Raw genomic sequence first — 15,675 nt, 5'->3', positions numbered from 1 at the left:
ATTTTTTCCGTATTTTTGCTATAATATTCACTATGAGAATTGTTTCTGGAAATTTTGGCGGGCGTCCGCTTAAGACTTTAGAAGGAAAGACAACACGTCCTACTTCTGATAAGGTGCGCGGTGCCATGTTTAATATGATTGGTCCCTATTTTGAAGGGGGACGCGTGCTGGACTTGTTTGCAGGGAGTGGCGGTTTAGCTATCGAAGCAGTATCACGTGGGATGACTTCAGCTGTTTTGGTTGAACGTGATCGTCGCGCGCAAGCTATTGTCCAAGCCAATATCGCTATGACCAAGGAAAGTGAAAAGTTTCAGCTTTTGAAAATGGAGGCAAGTCAAGCATTGCAAGTGCTGACAGGCTCTTTTGATTTAGTCTTTCTTGATCCCCCGTATGCCAAGGAAGAAATCGTGTCAACCATCACGCAACTCTGTGAGAGAAAGCTTTTGTCAGAGGTTGTTATGGTAGTCTGTGAAACGGATAAGGCAGTAGAGTTGCCCGAAGAAATTGCTGAACTGGGGATTTGGAAACAAAAAGTATATGGGATTAGTAAGGTAACAGTTTATGTTCGATAAATTAGAAATGTTTTATCCTGCCATTTTTGTCGCCTTGGTTGGTCTAGTAGTGGTCTTAGCCATTCGTCTAACGCAGGCGATGGTCGCCTTGAAAGAAGCGGGGAAGTCAATTGGTCAGCGGTATGAAAAACTCTATCTCTGGATGGCTTGTTTCTATTGCTTGCCTTTTCTGATTCATTTTTTGCGAACAGGGGACTGGATTTCGATACTACTGGTCTTAGCTCCGACAGTTAGCTTTGTGTATTTTTATCTGAATGGAGATGACGATGACTAAAATCGGTTTATTTACAGGATCTTTTGATCCAGTGACAAATGGGCACATGGATTTGATAGAGCGGGCGAGTGGGTTATTTGATCATCTTTATGTTGGCTTGTTTTACAATCCACATAAGACTGGTCTGTTTACCTTAGAAGAACGAAAAAACATTCTAGAGGAAGCTTTGGTGTCTTATCAAAATGTGACTGTTATTGTTTCGACAAATGAGTTGGTTGTAGATGTGGCAAGCAGATTAGGGGTCACCCATTTGGTCCGTGGCTTGCGCAATGCGACGGATTTGGAATACGAGGCTAGTTTTGATTTTTACAATCATGCACTGGCTCCAACTATTGAAACAGTTTACTTGCTGGCTAAACCAGCATTGAAATTTGTTTCTTCTAGTCAGATTCGGGAATTGCTCCATTTTCAGCAAGCAATTCATCACTATGTACCAGAAGCAGTGTTAAAGGAGTTAGAAAAACGTGAAAACTAGTAAAAAAGTGACCTTAATCGTTTCCCTCATTATGGCGACGATTGTTCTATGGGCTTCAGTTTTGGTGCCCTTACCCTATTATATTGAAAGCCCAGGAGGCGCATCGGATGTTCGACAAGTGCTGAAAGTAGATGGAAAAGAAGATAAGGAGCCAGGTTCTTATAATTTTACCTATGTCCGTGTTTTGAAGGGGACGGCCCTTCAATTATTAATGGCGTATTTTAATAAGCACGCTGATATTTATACAGAGCAAGAGATGACAGGTGGTTCCTCAAATGCAGACTATTTTCGTATCAGTCAATTTTACATGGAAACTTCGCAGAATATAGCGAAATATCAGGCCTTGAATTTGGCGGGGAAAGAAGTCAACATGGATTTCTTTGGGGTCTATGTACTCAATGTGGCAGATGATTCGACCTTCAAGGGAATTTTGAATATTGCTGATACTGTGACAAGCATCAATGGAAAGACCTTTAAGAGTTCGGCTGAATTAATTAAGTATATCAGTGGATTGAAACTGGGTAGTGACGTGACAGTGGGTTATGAAAGCAATGACAAATCACATACTGCAGATGGAAAAATCATTAAATTAGAAAATGGTAAAAATGGTATCGGCATCGGATTGGTTGATCATACGGAAGTCAATAGTAAGGTACCAATTGAATTTTATACAGATAATATTGGTGGTCCAAGTGCAGGTTTGATGTTTACTTTAGCGATTTATACGCAGTTGGCAGATCCGGATTTGCGAGATGGACGCATGATTGCAGGAACAGGTACAATTGAGCAGGATGGCTCTGTCGGTGATATCGGTGGAATTGATAAAAAGGTCCTTTCAGCTGCACAGGCTGGCGCTACTGTCTTTTTTGCACCAAACAATCCTGTAGATAAAGAAATCTTGAAAGTGAAACCAGATGCATTGAGCAACTATGACGAAGCAGTCCAAACTGTCAAAGAAGAGGGACTGGATATCGAAGTAGTCCCAGTGAAAAATGTCAAAGAGGCGATTGCTTATCTTGAAAAAACAAAAGGCGAGTGATCGCTTTTTTGTATCCCCAAACTGTCAGAATTTTATTAGAATCATTTCTGTCATAGAAAAAAACAAGAGAATAGGGTATAATGATAGGGTTAGAATAGATTAGAAATGGAAGAAAAATGAAGAAAGAAGTTTCTCCAGAATTATACAATTACAATAAATTTCCTGGACCTGCTTTTGCTCGTGTCGGTGACAAGGTTGTTTCTGAAGGCATTGAATTGGACTTGCTAGTGAATCATAAGGAAGCATTTGACCAAACTGTTTTTGGACAGCGTTTTTCACAATTGATGCTCAAATTTGATTATATTGTCGGTGATTGGGGCAATGAGCAATTACGATTAAAGGGTTTTTATAAGGATGATAAACCCGTTGCTTCTCACTTGAAAATCGGACGCTTGGACGATTATCTGTTGGAATATTGCAATTTTGGCTGTGCTTACTTTGTGTTGGGCAATGAAAACCCGCAGGAAATGCCTGCCGAACCAGAAGAAAAGCCACGCCGTCGTCGCAATCGCTCTCGAAATAATCGTAAACCACAGCAACAAGAGCGTACCAATAACACCAAGCAAGGAAAATCACATAAGGCTGCACCTTCGAATCAGAAGCAGCAGAAGCAAGAACGCCAAAAACGACAAGATAAAAAGAAAACCACGCGTGAAATTCAAGAAGCAAAACGTGGGTTCGTGATTCGTCAGAAAGAGAGATAAACCTATGAAACCATCAATTTATGGACTCAGTCGTCAACAATTAACAGATTGGGCATTGGAAAATGGGGAGAAAAAATTTAGAGCGACACAAATTTGGGAATGGCTCTACCAAAAACGAGTTCAGACATTTGAAGAGATGACCAACTTACCAAAGTCTTTGATGGAGAAGTTGGCAGCAACATTTGTTGTGAACCCTTTGCAACAACGCATTGTCCAAGAATCAGCAGATGGGACAGTGAAATATCTTTTCGAATTACCTGATGGCATGCTGATTGAGACGGTTTTGATGCGTCAGCATTATGGTTTATCAGTCTGTGTAACGACTCAAGTGGGCTGCAATATTGGCTGTTCTTTCTGTGCTTCAGGCTTGATTCCAAAACAACGTGACTTGACCAGTGGTGAGATTGTGGCGCAAATTATGCTAGTTCAGAAATACTTTGACGAGCGCAATCAAGGCGAGCGCGTCAGCCATATTGTTGTTATGGGGATTGGGGAGCCACTTGATAACTATGAGAATGTCATGACTTTCCTCCGTGTGGTCAATGATGACAAGGGACTAGCTATCGGGGCCCGTCATATCACGGTTTCGACATCAGGTTTAGCGCCAAAAATTCGGGAATTTGCGCGTGAGGGAGTACAAGTCAACCTAGCAGTGTCACTCCATGCTCCAAATAATGACATTCGTTCGCGGATGATGCGGATTAACCGCCGTATTCCGATTGAAACGCTTTTTGAAGCCATTGAGGACTATATCGCTGTGACCAACCGTCGTGTGACCTTTGAGTACATTATGCTCAATGAAGTCAATGATGGAGTGGAACAGGCACAGGAATTGGCTGATTTGACCAAGAAAATCCGTAAATTATCCTACATCAATCTGATTCCTTACAATCCTGTTTCAGAGCATGATCAGTACAGTCGTTCGACACCAGAGCGCGTGGCTGCCTTTTATGACCGTCTCAAGAAAAATGGGGTTAACTGTGTCGTTCGTCAGGAGCATGGAACAGATATTGACGCAGCCTGTGGTCAACTACGTTCTAAGACCTTGAAAGATGACCGTGCGAAAGCACGTGCACGTATTGCAGCAGCCAAGGCCAAGGCAGGCATTCAGGACTTGCAAGCATGATGAGACGATTTGTTGAGACAGACGGGGAACTAACCGTACTGGGACGTAAACTAGTCAAAATAATGGCTGGGGCCTATGCTCTAGCCATTTGTTTCATGTGTTTTCTGCCTCAGAGTTGGTATGCCAGTCCCAAAGAATTTCAGACACCTGGCATTATTCAGGTAGACCGTTTCTTTTTTCTCTTCATCCCTTTCAACAGTTTTGTCAATGCAGATAAGCTGGACAACCTCGTGGACTTTTTCTGGGTACTCCTGCAAAATGCCACCAATATTTTTCTGCTTTATCCTCTCGTTTTGGCGCTTCTTTGTCTTTTTGAAAAATGGCGGAGCGTTAAGAAGGTTCTCCTTTATAGCTTCTGCATGAGTTTTTGTATAGAGTGTACCCAACTCTTATTAGACTGGCTCATCAATGCTGAACGAGTCTTTGAAATTGACGACCTCTGGACCAATACATTGGGTGGCCTATTAGCCTATGGAAGTTATCACTTCCTCAAAAAATGGATACAAGAAAAGGACTGATTTTCAGTCCTTTTGTTTTTTTGTAAACTCTTCTTTTAAAATAGCATACTCTGAAACATCTACCAGCCTGCCTTTCAGGTTGACTGCTTGGCGAAAGGTTCCTTCGCATTTCATACCGGCTTTCTCCATGACGCGACCAGAGGCAGGATTTTCTGTCGCATGGATGGCTGTGATGCGATTGCAATGTACTTGCTCAAAGAGAAAAGCGATCACAGTTTTTAGCGCTTCCGTCATCAATCCTTGTCCCCAGTAATCTTGACTGAGGATATAGCCCAGTTCACAGGACTGAGCAGATTGATTCATGGCAATCACACTAATATCCCCAATGACAAAGTCTGGCTGTTCTTTGAGGGCAATCACCCAGTGGAGAAAATCAGGTTTGTCATAGCTTGCTACCCATTCTGTCAGGAGTTGGCGAGTAAAATCGATGTTTTCATGGGCATACCAAGTAACGTAGGTGATATTTTCAGAGCGAGAAGCCCAGTTTTCAAACATATGTTGTGCATCTTCTAGCACATAGGGGCGTAGTAGTAGGTGTTGACTTTCCAAGACGGGTGTACCGAATAGATTCATAGCTATTCTCCTTGTTTTCTCAATTTAAAAAGATTCCTAAACCAGACTCGCTTTCATATTTCAAGACTCAGGCTAACACAGTCCACGGGACTTATCACGCTTTTCTTGTTTCTTGAGCGCAAGCTACGCCACTGTCCGAAACGAAGTGAGTTACAATGGTGAATACCTTTAGGTATAAAAAGGTCCTCCAGACCTACCTCGCTTTCACGTTTTAAGGGTCGGGCTAAAACAGTCCACTGGACTGTTTTACTTCCAAAAGTCATCAAAAACGGTGATGGGGAGGTGACGTTTGTGTTGGCCTTTGTGCCACCAGCTTTCAATCTTGGCTTGGGCTTCTGGTGATACTGTTTTTCCTTCGAGATAGTCATCGATGTCTGCATAGGTCACGCCAAGCGCCACTTCATCAGCCAACCCCGGACGATCTTCTTCCAAGTCTGCAATCGGGATTTTTTCATACAATCGCTTGTCCGCTCCCAACTCTGCAAGGAGCCGTTTTCCTTGACGCTTATTGAGGCGGAAGAGTGGTAGAATATCTGCGCCACCATCTCCAAACTTAGTGAAGAAACCAGTAATATTTTCAGCAGCATGATCTGTTCCGATAACTGCCCCAGCGTATTGTCCTGCAATGGCATACTGGGTAATCATGCGCTGGCGAGCTTTGATGTTTCCCTTATTGAAGTCAGAAATGGGAACACCGCCCTTTTCTAACTCAGCAACCTGCCCATCAACCGCGTCCTTGATGTTGACTGTCAACTCGACATCTGCACGAATAAAGTCAAGGGCAAGCTGGGCATCGGCTTCATCAGCTTGCACGCCATAAGGAAGGCGAACAGCGATAAATTGATAGTCAGCATTGCCAGTTTCTGAGCGGAGTTCTTCCATAGCCAGTTGTGCAAGACGGCCTGCTAGGGTTGAATCTTGCCCTCCTGAGATACCTAAGACGTAAGTTTTAAGGAAGGGATGCTTGAGCATATAGGCCTTCAGAAAGTCGATAGAAGTACGGATTTCTTCCTTGGCATTGATGCCTGGTTTGACACCTTCAAAGGCGATAATTTCTTCTTGTAAACTCATTACTTCACCCCTTTTTCGTAGGCTTCTTTGCGGATACGGTCAATTAGTTCCATCTTATTATCCCAAACATCTTTTGCCAAATCGACTGGGTAATCCTGTGGGTTGAGAATACGTTTGTACTCATCCCAGAGTTTGTCTAATTCTTTGCGAGCATAGTTTTGAATTTCCTTTAAAGTAGGTAAGGTATAGACCAATTTTCCTTCTTGAAAAATATCTACTAAGAGTGGAACAGCATCAAAATTATTGACTGTTTTATTGATGTAAGTATAAGTAGGATGGAACATGAAGATTTCGTCCATATCATTGACGTTGACATCAGTAAAGGTGATGTAGTCCCCTTCTGATTTGCCTTTTTCACGACTCGTAATGCGCCACACCTGTTTCTTACCTGGAGTGGATACTTTTTCAGCATTGTTTGACAGTTTGATTGTATCCTGCATCTGGCCATTTTCGTCTTCGATGGAGACAATTTTGTAGACTGCACCTAATGCAGGTTGATCATAGGCAGTAATGAGTTTCGTCCCAACGCCCCAGACATCAATTTTTGCTCTCTGCATTTTCAAGTTAAGGATAGTATGTTCGTCTAGGTCATTGGAGGCGTAAATCTTGGCATTTGGGAAGCCAGCATCATCGAGTTGTTGGCGGACTTTCTTAGAGAGATAAGCCAAGTCGCCAGAATCTAGACGGACACCAAGGAAGTTAATCTTGTCTCCCAATTCCTTGGCAACTTTGATGGCTGTTGGTACACCAATACGAAGAGTATCATAAGTATCCACAAGGAAGACACAGTCTTTATGGGTGCTAGCGTAGGCTTTAAAGGCATCATAGTCGTTACCATAAGCTTGAACAAGAGCGTGTGCATGTGTACCCGAAACAGGGATATTGAATAATTTTCCTGCACGAACATTAGAAGTGGCATTGGCACCACCGACAACAGCGGCGCGAGTCCCCCATAGCGCAGCATCTAATTCCTGAGCACGGCGGGTACCAAATTCGAGCAGAGGTTCATCTTCAATGACTGCGCGAATTCGGGAAGCCTTGGTCGCAATCAAGGTCTGGAAATTCACGATATTTAGCAGAGCAGTTTCCACCAATTGGCATTGACCGAGGGGGCCTTCAATTTGTACGATGGGCTCATTAGCGAAAACTAAATCTCCTTCTTTAGCAGAGCGAACGGTCAATTCCATTTTAAGATTTTTCAAGTAATCTAAAAATGTTTCCTTGTAGCCAAGTTCTCTTAGATAAGCCAAATCTGATTCAGAAAAGCTTAGATTTTGAAGGTAGCTGACAAGTCGTTCCAAACCTGCAAAGACAGCGTAGCCATTGCTAAATGGCAGTTTTCTAAAATAAACTTCAAAGACGGCTTTTTTATTATGGATGCCTTGTTCAAAGTAGACCTGCATCATATTGATTTGGTAAAGGTCTGTGTGTAGGGTTAAACTATCATCTGGGTACATAATGTTCTCCTTTTTATTGACCCTATTATAGCATATTTAACCCAAAAAGTTTGTAGTATAGAATCACAAACTTTGACACATGCTTCTTGGTATTTGATGATGTCGTCCTGCAAGGTGATTAAAATAATGTGTGAGAAAAGGGTAAGTAGAAAATAAAACCTAAAAGTAAGAAAGGGATGAAGGGGATGGGGGCTTGCTGCTGTTTCCGAAGAAAAATAAAGATAATTCCTAGAAAAGAACTAATCTGGATAATCCATAATAAATCTATCAGCGAAAAACAAAGAGCAAAAAGCGCAAGATAGAGGAAGTCTCCTGCCCCAATTTTAAGTGGGTATATTTCAGATACGATAGCTAGTAAAATGCAAAAGATAAAGGTGAAATTCATTCCAGTACAGCAAAGCGTGATGATAGTAAAAGCCAGCCAAATCATCAAGGGATATTCCTGATGTTTGATGTCATAGACAGCTAGTACCAAGCCCGTCAAAAGCAGGAGGCATTCAAGGATAGAAATGATTTGATAGCCTGTTAAAAGAATTAGTAAGCCTGTGATGAACTCAAAGACGGCATACCAATAAGGGATTTTTTTGTGGCAGTAGCGACACTTGGACTTTGTAGAAAGTTGAGAAATAATCGGAATTAAATCCCAGGCCTTGAGGTGCTTCTTACAATGATTGCAGTGGCTGGCAGGAAAGAGGATAGACTCCTCAGGGAAACGGTCAATGACGAGGCCAAGGAATGAACCAATCGAAGCCCCTAATAAAAATAGTAAAATTGTCTTCATACCTATTTATTCGCAAAAGGAAGTTGGAAAATGGAAGAAGCGGATAAAAAATTGATATAATGAAGAAAATCCCCTTAATCTTTGTACGAAAATTCTAGGGCAATCGGGAAAAGAAATTGTTAAACTCTATATGAGAGGTGAAGAAATATGATGCATCAATTTAACCAAACCATGGCTTATCTGGAAAGCGTGTTGGACGTGGAAGTGGATATGAAACAAGTTCAGCAGTTGTCAGGATATTCTTACCCAATGTTTAGTAGGCTATTTTCTATCCTAGCGGATATGACTTTAACGGAGTATTTACGTAATCGGAGACTGTCTGAAGCGGTGAATGACCTACGCCAATCACCCGATAAAATCATTGACATTGCTCTCAAATATGGCTATGATTCTGCTGATGCTTTCAGTGCAGCTTTCAAGAAATTTCATGGAACGACACCCTCAGAAGTTAGAAATGGGAAGTCTTTCAAGGTCTTTCCAAAAGTTCAATTATCCTTGAAGATTACAGGAGGAAAAACCATGGATATTCGGATTGAAAAGAAAGTCGCTTTTTCAGTAGCAGGTGTCTTACGAGAACAGATTGACAATAGCCAGTGCCCAGCCGTCTGGGATGACTTGTACGGTACGCATTCTTTTGAGACATTAGAAAGCTTGGGCAATGGACAATCTTTTGGGATTTGCTCGGATGTCACAGCAGACGAAAGAATCAACTACATGGCAGGATACCATGTGACGGATAAAGAAAAGGCGCGGGAACTTGGTCTCAGCATTATCGATATTGCAGAAGCAGAGTATGCCATCGTTCCAGTGAGAGGAGCGATTCCATCTTCCATTCATCAGGCTTGGAAATATGCGCTAGAAGTCTTTTTCCCTGAAATAGGTTACCGACATTCAGGTGCGCCGGATTTTGAGGTGTATTTCGAAGGAAATATGCACAGCCCAGACTATGAAATGGAGCTTTGGATTCCAGTTGTGAAATAAAGGAAAAGCAGTTGTTGAAATAGGAGCGACTACTTTATTTTTCAAATCTGATAGTGTAGAAATGTGCTATAATAATAGTCATGAAACGTTATAGAACTGTCAATGATTATTATCGAGAATTATTTGGTGAAAAGATTTTTAAATTGCCCATTGATGCAGGATTTGACTGTCCTAATCGTGATGGAACGGTTGCTCATGGTGGCTGTACGTTTTGTACGGTATCGGGATCTGGCGATGCCATTGTCGCCCCTGATGCACCCATTCGTGAGCAATTTTACCATGAGATTGACTTTATGCATCGTAAGTGGCCAGATGTGAAGAAATATCTGGTGTATTTCCAAAATTATACTAATACGCATGCGCACGTGGATGTTATCCGTGAGCGTTATGAGCAGGCCATCAATGAGCCAGGTGTCGTTGGAGTTAATATCGGTACTCGACCAGACTGTTTGCCTGATGAAACCATTGCTTATCTGGCTGAATTGTCCGAGCGCATGCATGTGACGGTGGAGTTGGGTTTACAGACGACCTATGAAGCGACATCAGAGTTGATTAACCGAGCGCATAGCTACGAGCTTTATGTGGAGACGGTCAAACGGATTCGTGAGCAAGCGCCAAAAATTGAAATCGTCTCTCACTTGATTAACGGACTTCCAGGGGAAACCCATGAGATGATGGTGGAAAATGTGCGTCGCTGTGTAACAGATAACGATATTCATGGCATCAAACTCCATCTTTTGCACCTCATGACCAATACCCGTATGCAACGGGATTACCACGAAGGACGCTTGCAGCTACTCAGTCAGGAAGAATATGTCAACATCATCTGCGACCAATTGGAAATCATTCCTAAGCACATGGTCATTCACCGGATTACAGGCGATGCCCCACGCGATATGCTGATTGGCCCCATGTGGAGCCTCAACAAATGGGAAGTCCTCAACGCCATTGACAAAGAAATGGAGAGAAGAGGGAGCGTGCAGGGCTCAAAATGTCCAGTGGACATTTTGAGGTAGAAAATAAAAAAAACTGCGATAGCGGTTTTACCTTGTAACCATATTAGAAACTGATGCAGGTCAAATAGATGAAAAAAGAATTGCTACCATTAGACGATTTACAATTTCCAAAAGCTTTCGATAAATTTACGAAAAATAGCATCATATACGATAGCAGCAGTTCACCAGCTGCCTGTGTTTATTTTATTGACAAGGACCAAAGATATTTCTTGAAAAAGGCTACTAAGGGAAGTTTAGAGAAAGAAGTGGCTCTAACACGCTACTTCGCATCACAGGGACTTGCTCAAGAAGTTATTGATTATGTGTCCGATGATCAAGATTGGTTGCTGACGGCTAAGGTAGAGGGAGAGGACGCGAGTTCTGCCCAGTACTTAGCTAATCCTAAGAAACTTTGTCAGACATTAGCAGAATGCATGAGCCAATTGCATGCATTGACAGTTGATGAGAATTTGGTTGGAAATCGGACAAGAGAGTATTTGAAAGCTGTAGAAGCTGGTTATCAAGTAGGAAATTTTGATTCTCACTATTTGTTTTCACATCAAAAGAAAACCGATAGGAGCAGTGCATATAAAAAGGTTCTAGAGTACTCTCCCTGTTTAGAAACGGATACGCTGATTCACGGAGACTTTTGCTTGCCTAATATCATCTTAAACGATTGGCAGTTTCAGGCAATGATTGATTGGGATAGTGCTGGTTTGGGTGACAAACATATTGACCTTTTTTGGACCGTGTGGTCACTAGCTTATAATTTACAAACCAATCGCTATCGGGACTATTTTTTAGATTCTTACGGTCGGGGAAATATCAATTTAGAACTACTAGAGGCGATTGCCTATTTTGAAGTGTTTGGATAAGGAGAAATAACATGAACATCCCCGCAATCCCCGCATTAGTGGATAATTACATTTGGGTATGGTCACAAGGTGACGAAGCTATTATTGTTGATCCAGGAGAGGCTCAGCCTGTTTTAGATTATTTGGAGCAAAACCAGCTGACAGCGGGTGCTATTTTAATCACGCATGTGCATTCGGACCATGTGGATGGTATTGGCGAGATTGTGGCCAACTACCCTGATGTTAAAACCTACGGCCCCAAAGAAGTTAGCCATTTGGTAGATACGGTTTTAGCAGATGGTGACAGTATTGCGCTCTATGGGGCACAAATTGATGTCTTTTTAACGGCTGGTCATTCGGAGGAACACATTTCTTACCTTGTTGATAAAGAGCATCTTCTGTGTGGCGATGCGCTTTTCTCAGCAGGGTGTGGAAGAGTTTTTACAGGGGGTTATAATGCCCAGTATCAATCCATGACCTTCTTCAGAAATTTAGCAGATGAGGTGAAAGTCTATGCTGGTCATGAGTACACTTTGACGAATTTACGATTTAGCCTATCACAAAATTCAGACGAGTTTACTGAAGATTACTATGAGCAAATGAAGCTCAAAGTGGGCAAAGGTATCCCAAGTTTGCCATCCACTATAGGGGTCGAAAAACAAGTCAATCGCCTCCTCATGGCAGCAGACGTCGCCGAGTTTACAAGACTGAGACATTTAAGGGACAATTTTTAATACAGAATAGTTAAGGAAACCAATGATGATAAAACTCCCCATTCACCTCTCGCATGATTTTTTAGCAGAGGTGCTAGATAAAGATAGCATTGCGGTAGATGCGACCATGGGAAATGGCAATGACACAGCATTTCTTGCTGGTTTAGCTAAGAAAGTCTATGCTTTTGATATTCAGGAACAAGCGGTGCAGAAAACCAGTGAACGTTTGGCTCAACTAGGCCTAGATAATGCAGAATTGATTTTAGCTGGGCACGAAGTGGTAGATAGTTACGTCTCAGAGCCGATTCGTGCAGCCATTTTTAATCTCGGTTACCTACCAAGTGCGGATAAATCTGTTATTACCAAGCCAGATACAACCTTGATAGCCATCGAAAAAATCCTAGCGCAACTGGAAGTCGGTGGGCGCGTGGCGATCATGATTTATTACGGTCATGAAGGTGGCGATATGGAAAAAGATGCGGTGCTAGATTATGTGCAGACACTAGACCAGACAGCATTTACGGCGATGCTCTATCAGCCACTGAACCAAATCAATACCCCACCGTTTTTGGTGATGATTGAGAAAATAACAAACAAAAACCACTAGGATTTTCTAGCGGTTTTCTTCATCTTCGAAAATATACTGGTATAATTGGACGACCTTTTGAAAGGCCCAAGTATCTAGCTGTCCAATTTTTTGGATTTTTCTAGCCCGATAGTCAAAGGTATGGAGCTGAAAGGGGTTGACTGCTCCATCAATGTGTGGATGGTTGATATCAATCAATAAATTCTGCCTTCGCAGTTTTTCTTGCCCATGAGTGATGGGGCAAACGGAAACAAATCCTGTTTGTTTAGCATAATTGTAACTAGATACTACTAGAGCTGGTCGGCGTTTCTGAATTTCCTTTCCTGCTGAAGGATAAAAGTCAATCCATACCAAATCTTGTTTTTGGGGGATGTATGCATTATTCATTCTCTAAGAGTTTTACTCCTTCAAAGTCGTCAGTCATCGTCAAATCTGTTTTTCCATCAAAGGGATTGGTGAGTTTAGGTGCAAGTACAATCACGCCATCTACCCCTTTGTACACGGAGAATTCTGTTCCTTCCTGAATGGAGAGGTGTTTGGGAATTGTGACTGTCATCGAATTACCAACTTTTCTAGCTTTTACTGTTACCATGCTCTATACTCCATTTTTGTTGTATACATTAAGTGTATACGATTTCTGATAGAAAGTCAAGCAGATGATAAATATTAGCTCTCAATGACTTATTTGTAAAACAGATACTATTTTAGACGAATAGACAAATGGAATAAGAGAAAAGAGAGTTCATCACTTGTACGCGCTGATTGTATGCGCATTCAAAAAATCATAATTTTTACAGTTTTTGCTTGTAAAGTGTAGAAAAAAGTTGTAGAATGCATTTGTAAACAAAAATCACTTTTTAGAACTTTGTCACAAAAAGAGGAGGTGAGAGATGGCTCTTACAGAAAAAGAACTAGCCATTTTAGAAGTGATTCGTAAGCACCCATTCCATTCTCAACAGGACATTGCGGATGAGCTTGGGATGTCGCGATCAGCCTTGGCCAATAGTATTTCGGACTTGATTCGAAGAAACTATTTATTGGGTAGAGCTTATATTATCAACGACGAAGCCCCTGTAATTTGTATTGGTGGAATGAATGTGGACCGCAAATTTTATGCGACACAAACCTTGATTCAAAAGACCTCAAATCCTGTAACTAGCTCGGTTTCGATTGGTGGTGTGGGACGCAATATTGCTGAAAATTTGGGTCGTCTGGGTGAAAATGTCCTCATGTTGTCTCGAGCAGGGGATGATCAAGATTGGGAAATGATCAAATCTTCTTCTCAATCCTATATCAACCTGAGACAGGTGGAAGTTGATGCTACTGAGGCAACGAGTTCCTACACAGCTGTCATTGACCAAGATGGTGAAATGAATATTGCTTTAGCCAACATGGCCATTTGTGATACGATGACGGTTTCTTGGTTGGAACAGTATGAAACGTTGCTTACTAGGGCCCAGGTTTTAATAGTAGATTTGAATCTGCCGCAGGAGAGTTTGGCCTATCTGATTGAATTGGCGCGTGAGAAGCAAATCCCTCTCTTTATCATACCGGTATCTGCTCCTAAGATGAATCATTTGCCGCGTCAGTTAGAAGGCGTGGAATGGCTCATTGTCAATCAGGATGAGAGTGAGTATTTCTTTGATACAACTGTTCAGACAGAAGAGGAGTTTCAGACACTCGCCCAAATGTGGCTGGCTCGTGGTGTAAAGCAGGTCTTGATGACTCGTGGAGCCAAGTCCATGTATTATGCGAATCAGGACGGTCAGTCCATAGAAATAGAGCCGAAGCGGGTGCCGCATTTGGTAGATGCGACTGGTGCAGGAGACTCTCTTTCAGCAGGTGTCCTCTTTGGTTGGTTGAATCAGTTTTCAACGCAGGAATGTCTAGAATTTGGATTGACCAATGCCTATCATACTATTTTGTCACAAGATACGGTGAGAAAATCACTTTCTCGCCACACATTTTTACAAGAAAGAAAGGAATTATTTGATGTTAAATCTTGATCAGTATTTAGAATTTTCACAAGAAGTTGCGGAAGCGAAAGCAGCTGGAAAACCGATTGTAGCGCTTGAATCTACTATTATTTCACACGGAATGCCTTACCCACAAAACGTTGAAATGGCAAAAACCGTTGAACAAATCATCCGTGACAATGGTGCAGTACCAGCAACCATTGCTATCATGGATGGAAAGTATAAAATTGGTTTGTCAGAGGCGGATTTGGAACGTTTAGCAACTGAAAAAAATGTAGCAAAAGTTTCTCGTCGTGATTTGGCAGAAATCATTGCGACCAAACGAATTGGAGCAACGACTGTTGCAACAACCATGATTGGTGCTGCTTTTGCTGGGATTAAATTCTTTGTCACAGGTGGTATTGGTGGCGTTCACCGTGGTTTTGAGGACACAATGGACGTATCCGCCGACTTGGATGAATTGTCACAAACTGCTGTGACCGTTATCTGTGCAGGTGCGAAATCCATTTTGGACTTGCCACGGACCTTGGAATACTTGGAAACAAAAGGTGTACCAGTCATTGGGTACAAGACAGATGTCTTGCCAGCTTTCTATACAAGTACTAGCCCTTACAAATTAAATAGCTCGACAGATTCTGTTGATACCATCGCAGCTATTACCAAAACAAGTGAAAATCTCGGCTTGTCAGGCGGTTTGTTAGTAGTAAATCCGATTCCAAAAGAACACGAATTGGATGAGGCATACATCAATGAAATTATCGAAAAAGCTGTTGCAGAAGCTGAAGAAAATGGTATCGTCGGAAAAGACATTACCCCATTCTTGCTTGGTAAAATCGTTGAATTGACAGAAGGTAAGAGCTTGGCAGCTAACATTCAATTGGTGTATAACAATGCCAAAGTTGGCGCACAAATTGCTAGTAGCTATCAAAAATTGTAAACAACAAAAAAGTTCTTAGAAATATTCTAGGAACTTTTAGTTT

20 protein-coding genes are annotated in these 15,675 nt (G+C 41.9%); 14 read left to right on the top strand and 6 right to left on the bottom strand.

What is annotated here, in order from left to right:
• Window positions 1-32: 32 nt before the first annotated feature.
• The 7 genes from rsmD to A3I9_RS0108400 all read left to right on the top strand — a co-directional run bounded on the left by rsmD (window position 33) and on the right by A3I9_RS0108400 (window position 4,708).
• A complete protein-coding gene (gene rsmD / locus A3I9_RS0108430) occupies window positions 33-572 on the top strand; it encodes a 16S rRNA (guanine(966)-N(2))-methyltransferase RsmD (protein WP_018378607.1) in 540 nt (179 codons plus the stop codon).
• On the top strand, window positions 562-846 hold the full coding sequence (locus tag A3I9_RS0108425) for a hypothetical protein (protein WP_018378606.1): 285 nt from the start codon (window positions 562-564) through the stop codon (window positions 844-846). Before rsmD ends, A3I9_RS0108425 begins: the two co-directional genes overlap by 11 nt.
• Window positions 839-1,321, top strand: coding sequence for a pantetheine-phosphate adenylyltransferase (coaD, locus tag A3I9_RS0108420; protein WP_018378605.1), 483 nt, complete (start codon window positions 839-841; stop codon window positions 1,319-1,321). The genes A3I9_RS0108425 and coaD overlap by 8 nt, the downstream gene beginning before the upstream one ends.
• Entirely contained in the window at window positions 1,311-2,360 is a 1,050-nt protein-coding gene (locus tag A3I9_RS0108415) for a SepM family pheromone-processing serine protease (protein ID WP_018378604.1), read from the top strand. The genes coaD and A3I9_RS0108415 overlap by 11 nt, the downstream gene beginning before the upstream one ends.
• Before the next feature lie 116 nt (window positions 2,361-2,476).
• Window positions 2,477-3,064: a YutD family protein gene (locus A3I9_RS0108410; protein ID WP_018378603.1), complete on the top strand. Its 588-nt coding sequence runs from the start codon at window positions 2,477-2,479 to the stop codon at window positions 3,062-3,064.
• A gap of 4 nt (window positions 3,065-3,068) precedes the next feature.
• Window positions 3,069-4,190 (top strand): dual-specificity RNA methyltransferase RlmN, encoded by a 1,122-nt coding sequence (gene rlmN / locus A3I9_RS0108405; RefSeq protein ID WP_018378602.1) that lies wholly within the window; start codon window positions 3,069-3,071, stop codon window positions 4,188-4,190.
• Window positions 4,190-4,708, top strand: coding sequence for a VanZ family protein (locus A3I9_RS0108400; RefSeq protein WP_026217403.1), 519 nt, complete (start codon window positions 4,190-4,192; stop codon window positions 4,706-4,708). Before rlmN ends, A3I9_RS0108400 begins: the two co-directional genes overlap by 1 nt.
• A gap of 3 nt (window positions 4,709-4,711) precedes the next feature.
• Here A3I9_RS0108400 and A3I9_RS0108395 read toward each other — a convergent pair whose 3' ends face one another.
• From A3I9_RS0108395 to A3I9_RS0108380, 4 genes are all read right to left on the bottom strand, one after another.
• Window positions 4,712-5,281, bottom strand: coding sequence for a GNAT family N-acetyltransferase (locus tag A3I9_RS0108395; RefSeq protein ID WP_018378600.1), 570 nt, complete (start codon window positions 5,279-5,281; stop codon window positions 4,712-4,714).
• Between the two features lie 246 nt (window positions 5,282-5,527).
• The gene (gene nadE / locus A3I9_RS0108390) at window positions 5,528-6,352 is read right to left on the bottom strand and encodes an ammonia-dependent NAD(+) synthetase (RefSeq protein WP_018378599.1); all 825 of its coding nucleotides are present in this window, start codon (window positions 6,350-6,352) and stop codon (window positions 5,528-5,530) included.
• A complete protein-coding gene (locus A3I9_RS0108385; RefSeq protein ID WP_018378598.1) occupies window positions 6,352-7,809 on the bottom strand; it encodes a nicotinate phosphoribosyltransferase in 1,458 nt (485 codons plus the stop codon). The genes nadE and A3I9_RS0108385 overlap by 1 nt, the downstream gene beginning before the upstream one ends.
• A gap of 118 nt (window positions 7,810-7,927) precedes the next feature.
• Entirely contained in the window at window positions 7,928-8,590 is a 663-nt protein-coding gene (locus A3I9_RS0108380) for a prepilin peptidase (RefSeq protein ID WP_018378597.1), read from the bottom strand.
• A 147-nt stretch (window positions 8,591-8,737) separates the two neighbouring features.
• Between A3I9_RS0108380 and A3I9_RS0108375 the strand changes: the two genes are divergently transcribed.
• The 5 genes from A3I9_RS0108375 (at window position 8,738) to mnmM (ending at window position 12,740) form a co-directional block, all read left to right on the top strand.
• Complete coding sequence (locus tag A3I9_RS0108375) at window positions 8,738-9,571, top strand: AraC family transcriptional regulator (RefSeq protein WP_018378596.1); 834 nt, start codon at window positions 8,738-8,740, stop codon at window positions 9,569-9,571.
• 80 nt (window positions 9,572-9,651) lie between these two features.
• Complete coding sequence (gene mnmL / locus A3I9_RS0108370) at window positions 9,652-10,587, top strand: tRNA modification radical SAM protein MnmL/YtqA (RefSeq protein WP_018378595.1); 936 nt, start codon at window positions 9,652-9,654, stop codon at window positions 10,585-10,587.
• Between the two features lie 68 nt (window positions 10,588-10,655).
• Window positions 10,656-11,441 carry an aminoglycoside 3'-phosphotransferase gene (locus A3I9_RS0108365; RefSeq protein WP_018378594.1) on the top strand — a complete coding sequence of 262 codons (786 nt, stop codon included), beginning with the start codon at window positions 10,656-10,658 and terminating at the stop codon, window positions 11,439-11,441.
• A gap of 11 nt (window positions 11,442-11,452) precedes the next feature.
• Complete coding sequence (gene gloB / locus A3I9_RS0108360; RefSeq protein WP_018378593.1) at window positions 11,453-12,154, top strand: hydroxyacylglutathione hydrolase; 702 nt, start codon at window positions 11,453-11,455, stop codon at window positions 12,152-12,154.
• Between the two features lie 25 nt (window positions 12,155-12,179).
• Window positions 12,180-12,740 (top strand): tRNA 5-(aminomethyl)-2-thiouridylate-methyltransferase MnmM, encoded by a 561-nt coding sequence (gene mnmM, locus A3I9_RS0108355; RefSeq protein ID WP_018378592.1) that lies wholly within the window; start codon window positions 12,180-12,182, stop codon window positions 12,738-12,740.
• A 6-nt stretch (window positions 12,741-12,746) separates the two neighbouring features.
• Here the strand turns inward: mnmM and A3I9_RS0108350 are convergent, their stop codons facing one another.
• Together A3I9_RS0108350 and mazE are read right to left on the bottom strand one after the other, a co-directional pair.
• Window positions 12,747-13,106: a type II toxin-antitoxin system PemK/MazF family toxin gene (locus A3I9_RS0108350; protein WP_018378591.1), complete on the bottom strand. Its 360-nt coding sequence runs from the start codon at window positions 13,104-13,106 to the stop codon at window positions 12,747-12,749.
• Window positions 13,099-13,311: a type II toxin-antitoxin system PemI/MazE family antitoxin gene (mazE, locus tag A3I9_RS0108345; RefSeq protein ID WP_018378590.1), complete on the bottom strand. Its 213-nt coding sequence runs from the start codon at window positions 13,309-13,311 to the stop codon at window positions 13,099-13,101. The genes A3I9_RS0108350 and mazE overlap by 8 nt, the downstream gene beginning before the upstream one ends.
• A gap of 298 nt (window positions 13,312-13,609) precedes the next feature.
• On the opposite strand from mazE, the gene A3I9_RS0108340 reads away from it, so the two are divergent.
• Both A3I9_RS0108340 and A3I9_RS0108335 read left to right on the top strand, forming a co-directional pair.
• Entirely contained in the window at window positions 13,610-14,725 is a 1,116-nt protein-coding gene (locus tag A3I9_RS0108340; protein ID WP_018378589.1) for a carbohydrate kinase, read from the top strand.
• On the top strand, window positions 14,712-15,632 hold the full coding sequence (locus A3I9_RS0108335) for a pseudouridine-5'-phosphate glycosidase (RefSeq protein ID WP_018378588.1): 921 nt from the start codon (window positions 14,712-14,714) through the stop codon (window positions 15,630-15,632). Before A3I9_RS0108340 ends, A3I9_RS0108335 begins: the two co-directional genes overlap by 14 nt.
• Window positions 15,633-15,675 lie beyond the last annotated feature (43 nt).

The organism is Streptococcus ovis DSM 16829 (genome assembly GCF_000380125.1).
Classification (GTDB): Bacteria; Bacillota; Bacilli; order Lactobacillales; family Streptococcaceae; genus Streptococcus; species Streptococcus ovis.
The sequence above is the reverse complement of the archived record's forward strand: the minus strand, read 5'-3'. Positions and strand labels throughout refer to the sequence as shown.

Bases quoted from the DNA above. Each gene is read 5' to 3' on its own strand.
- rsmD (WP_018378607.1), top strand. From the start codon at position 33: ATGAGAATTGTTTCTGGAAATTTTGGCGGGCGTCCGCTTAAGACTTTA.
- A3I9_RS0108425 (WP_018378606.1), top strand. From the start codon at position 562: ATGTTCGATAAATTAGAAATGTTTTATCCTGCCATTTTTGTCGCCTTG.
- coaD (WP_018378605.1), top strand. From the start codon at position 839: ATGACTAAAATCGGTTTATTTACAGGATCTTTTGATCCAGTGACAAAT.
- A3I9_RS0108410 (WP_018378603.1), top strand. From the start codon at position 2,477: ATGAAGAAAGAAGTTTCTCCAGAATTATACAATTACAATAAATTTCCT.
- rlmN (WP_018378602.1), top strand. From the start codon at position 3,069: ATGAAACCATCAATTTATGGACTCAGTCGTCAACAATTAACAGATTGG.
- A3I9_RS0108400 (WP_026217403.1), top strand. From the start codon at position 4,190: ATGAGACGATTTGTTGAGACAGACGGGGAACTAACCGTACTGGGACGT.
- A3I9_RS0108395 (WP_018378600.1), bottom strand. From the start codon at position 5,281: ATGAATCTATTCGGTACACCCGTCTTGGAAAGTCAACACCTACTACTA.
- nadE (WP_018378599.1), bottom strand. From the start codon at position 6,352: ATGAGTTTACAAGAAGAAATTATCGCCTTTGAAGGTGTCAAACCAGGC.
- A3I9_RS0108385 (WP_018378598.1), bottom strand. From the start codon at position 7,809: ATGTACCCAGATGATAGTTTAACCCTACACACAGACCTTTACCAAATC.
- A3I9_RS0108380 (WP_018378597.1), bottom strand. From the start codon at position 8,590: ATGAAGACAATTTTACTATTTTTATTAGGGGCTTCGATTGGTTCATTC.
- A3I9_RS0108375 (WP_018378596.1), top strand. From the start codon at position 8,738: ATGATGCATCAATTTAACCAAACCATGGCTTATCTGGAAAGCGTGTTG.
- mnmL (WP_018378595.1), top strand. From the start codon at position 9,652: ATGAAACGTTATAGAACTGTCAATGATTATTATCGAGAATTATTTGGT.
- A3I9_RS0108365 (WP_018378594.1), top strand. From the start codon at position 10,656: ATGAAAAAAGAATTGCTACCATTAGACGATTTACAATTTCCAAAAGCT.
- gloB (WP_018378593.1), top strand. From the start codon at position 11,453: ATGAACATCCCCGCAATCCCCGCATTAGTGGATAATTACATTTGGGTA.
- mnmM (WP_018378592.1), top strand. From the start codon at position 12,180: ATGATAAAACTCCCCATTCACCTCTCGCATGATTTTTTAGCAGAGGTG.
- A3I9_RS0108350 (WP_018378591.1), bottom strand. From the start codon at position 13,106: ATGAATAATGCATACATCCCCCAAAAACAAGATTTGGTATGGATTGAC.
- mazE (WP_018378590.1), bottom strand. From the start codon at position 13,311: ATGGTAACAGTAAAAGCTAGAAAAGTTGGTAATTCGATGACAGTCACA.
- A3I9_RS0108340 (WP_018378589.1), top strand. From the start codon at position 13,610: ATGGCTCTTACAGAAAAAGAACTAGCCATTTTAGAAGTGATTCGTAAG.
- A3I9_RS0108335 (WP_018378588.1), top strand. From the start codon at position 14,712: ATGTTAAATCTTGATCAGTATTTAGAATTTTCACAAGAAGTTGCGGAA.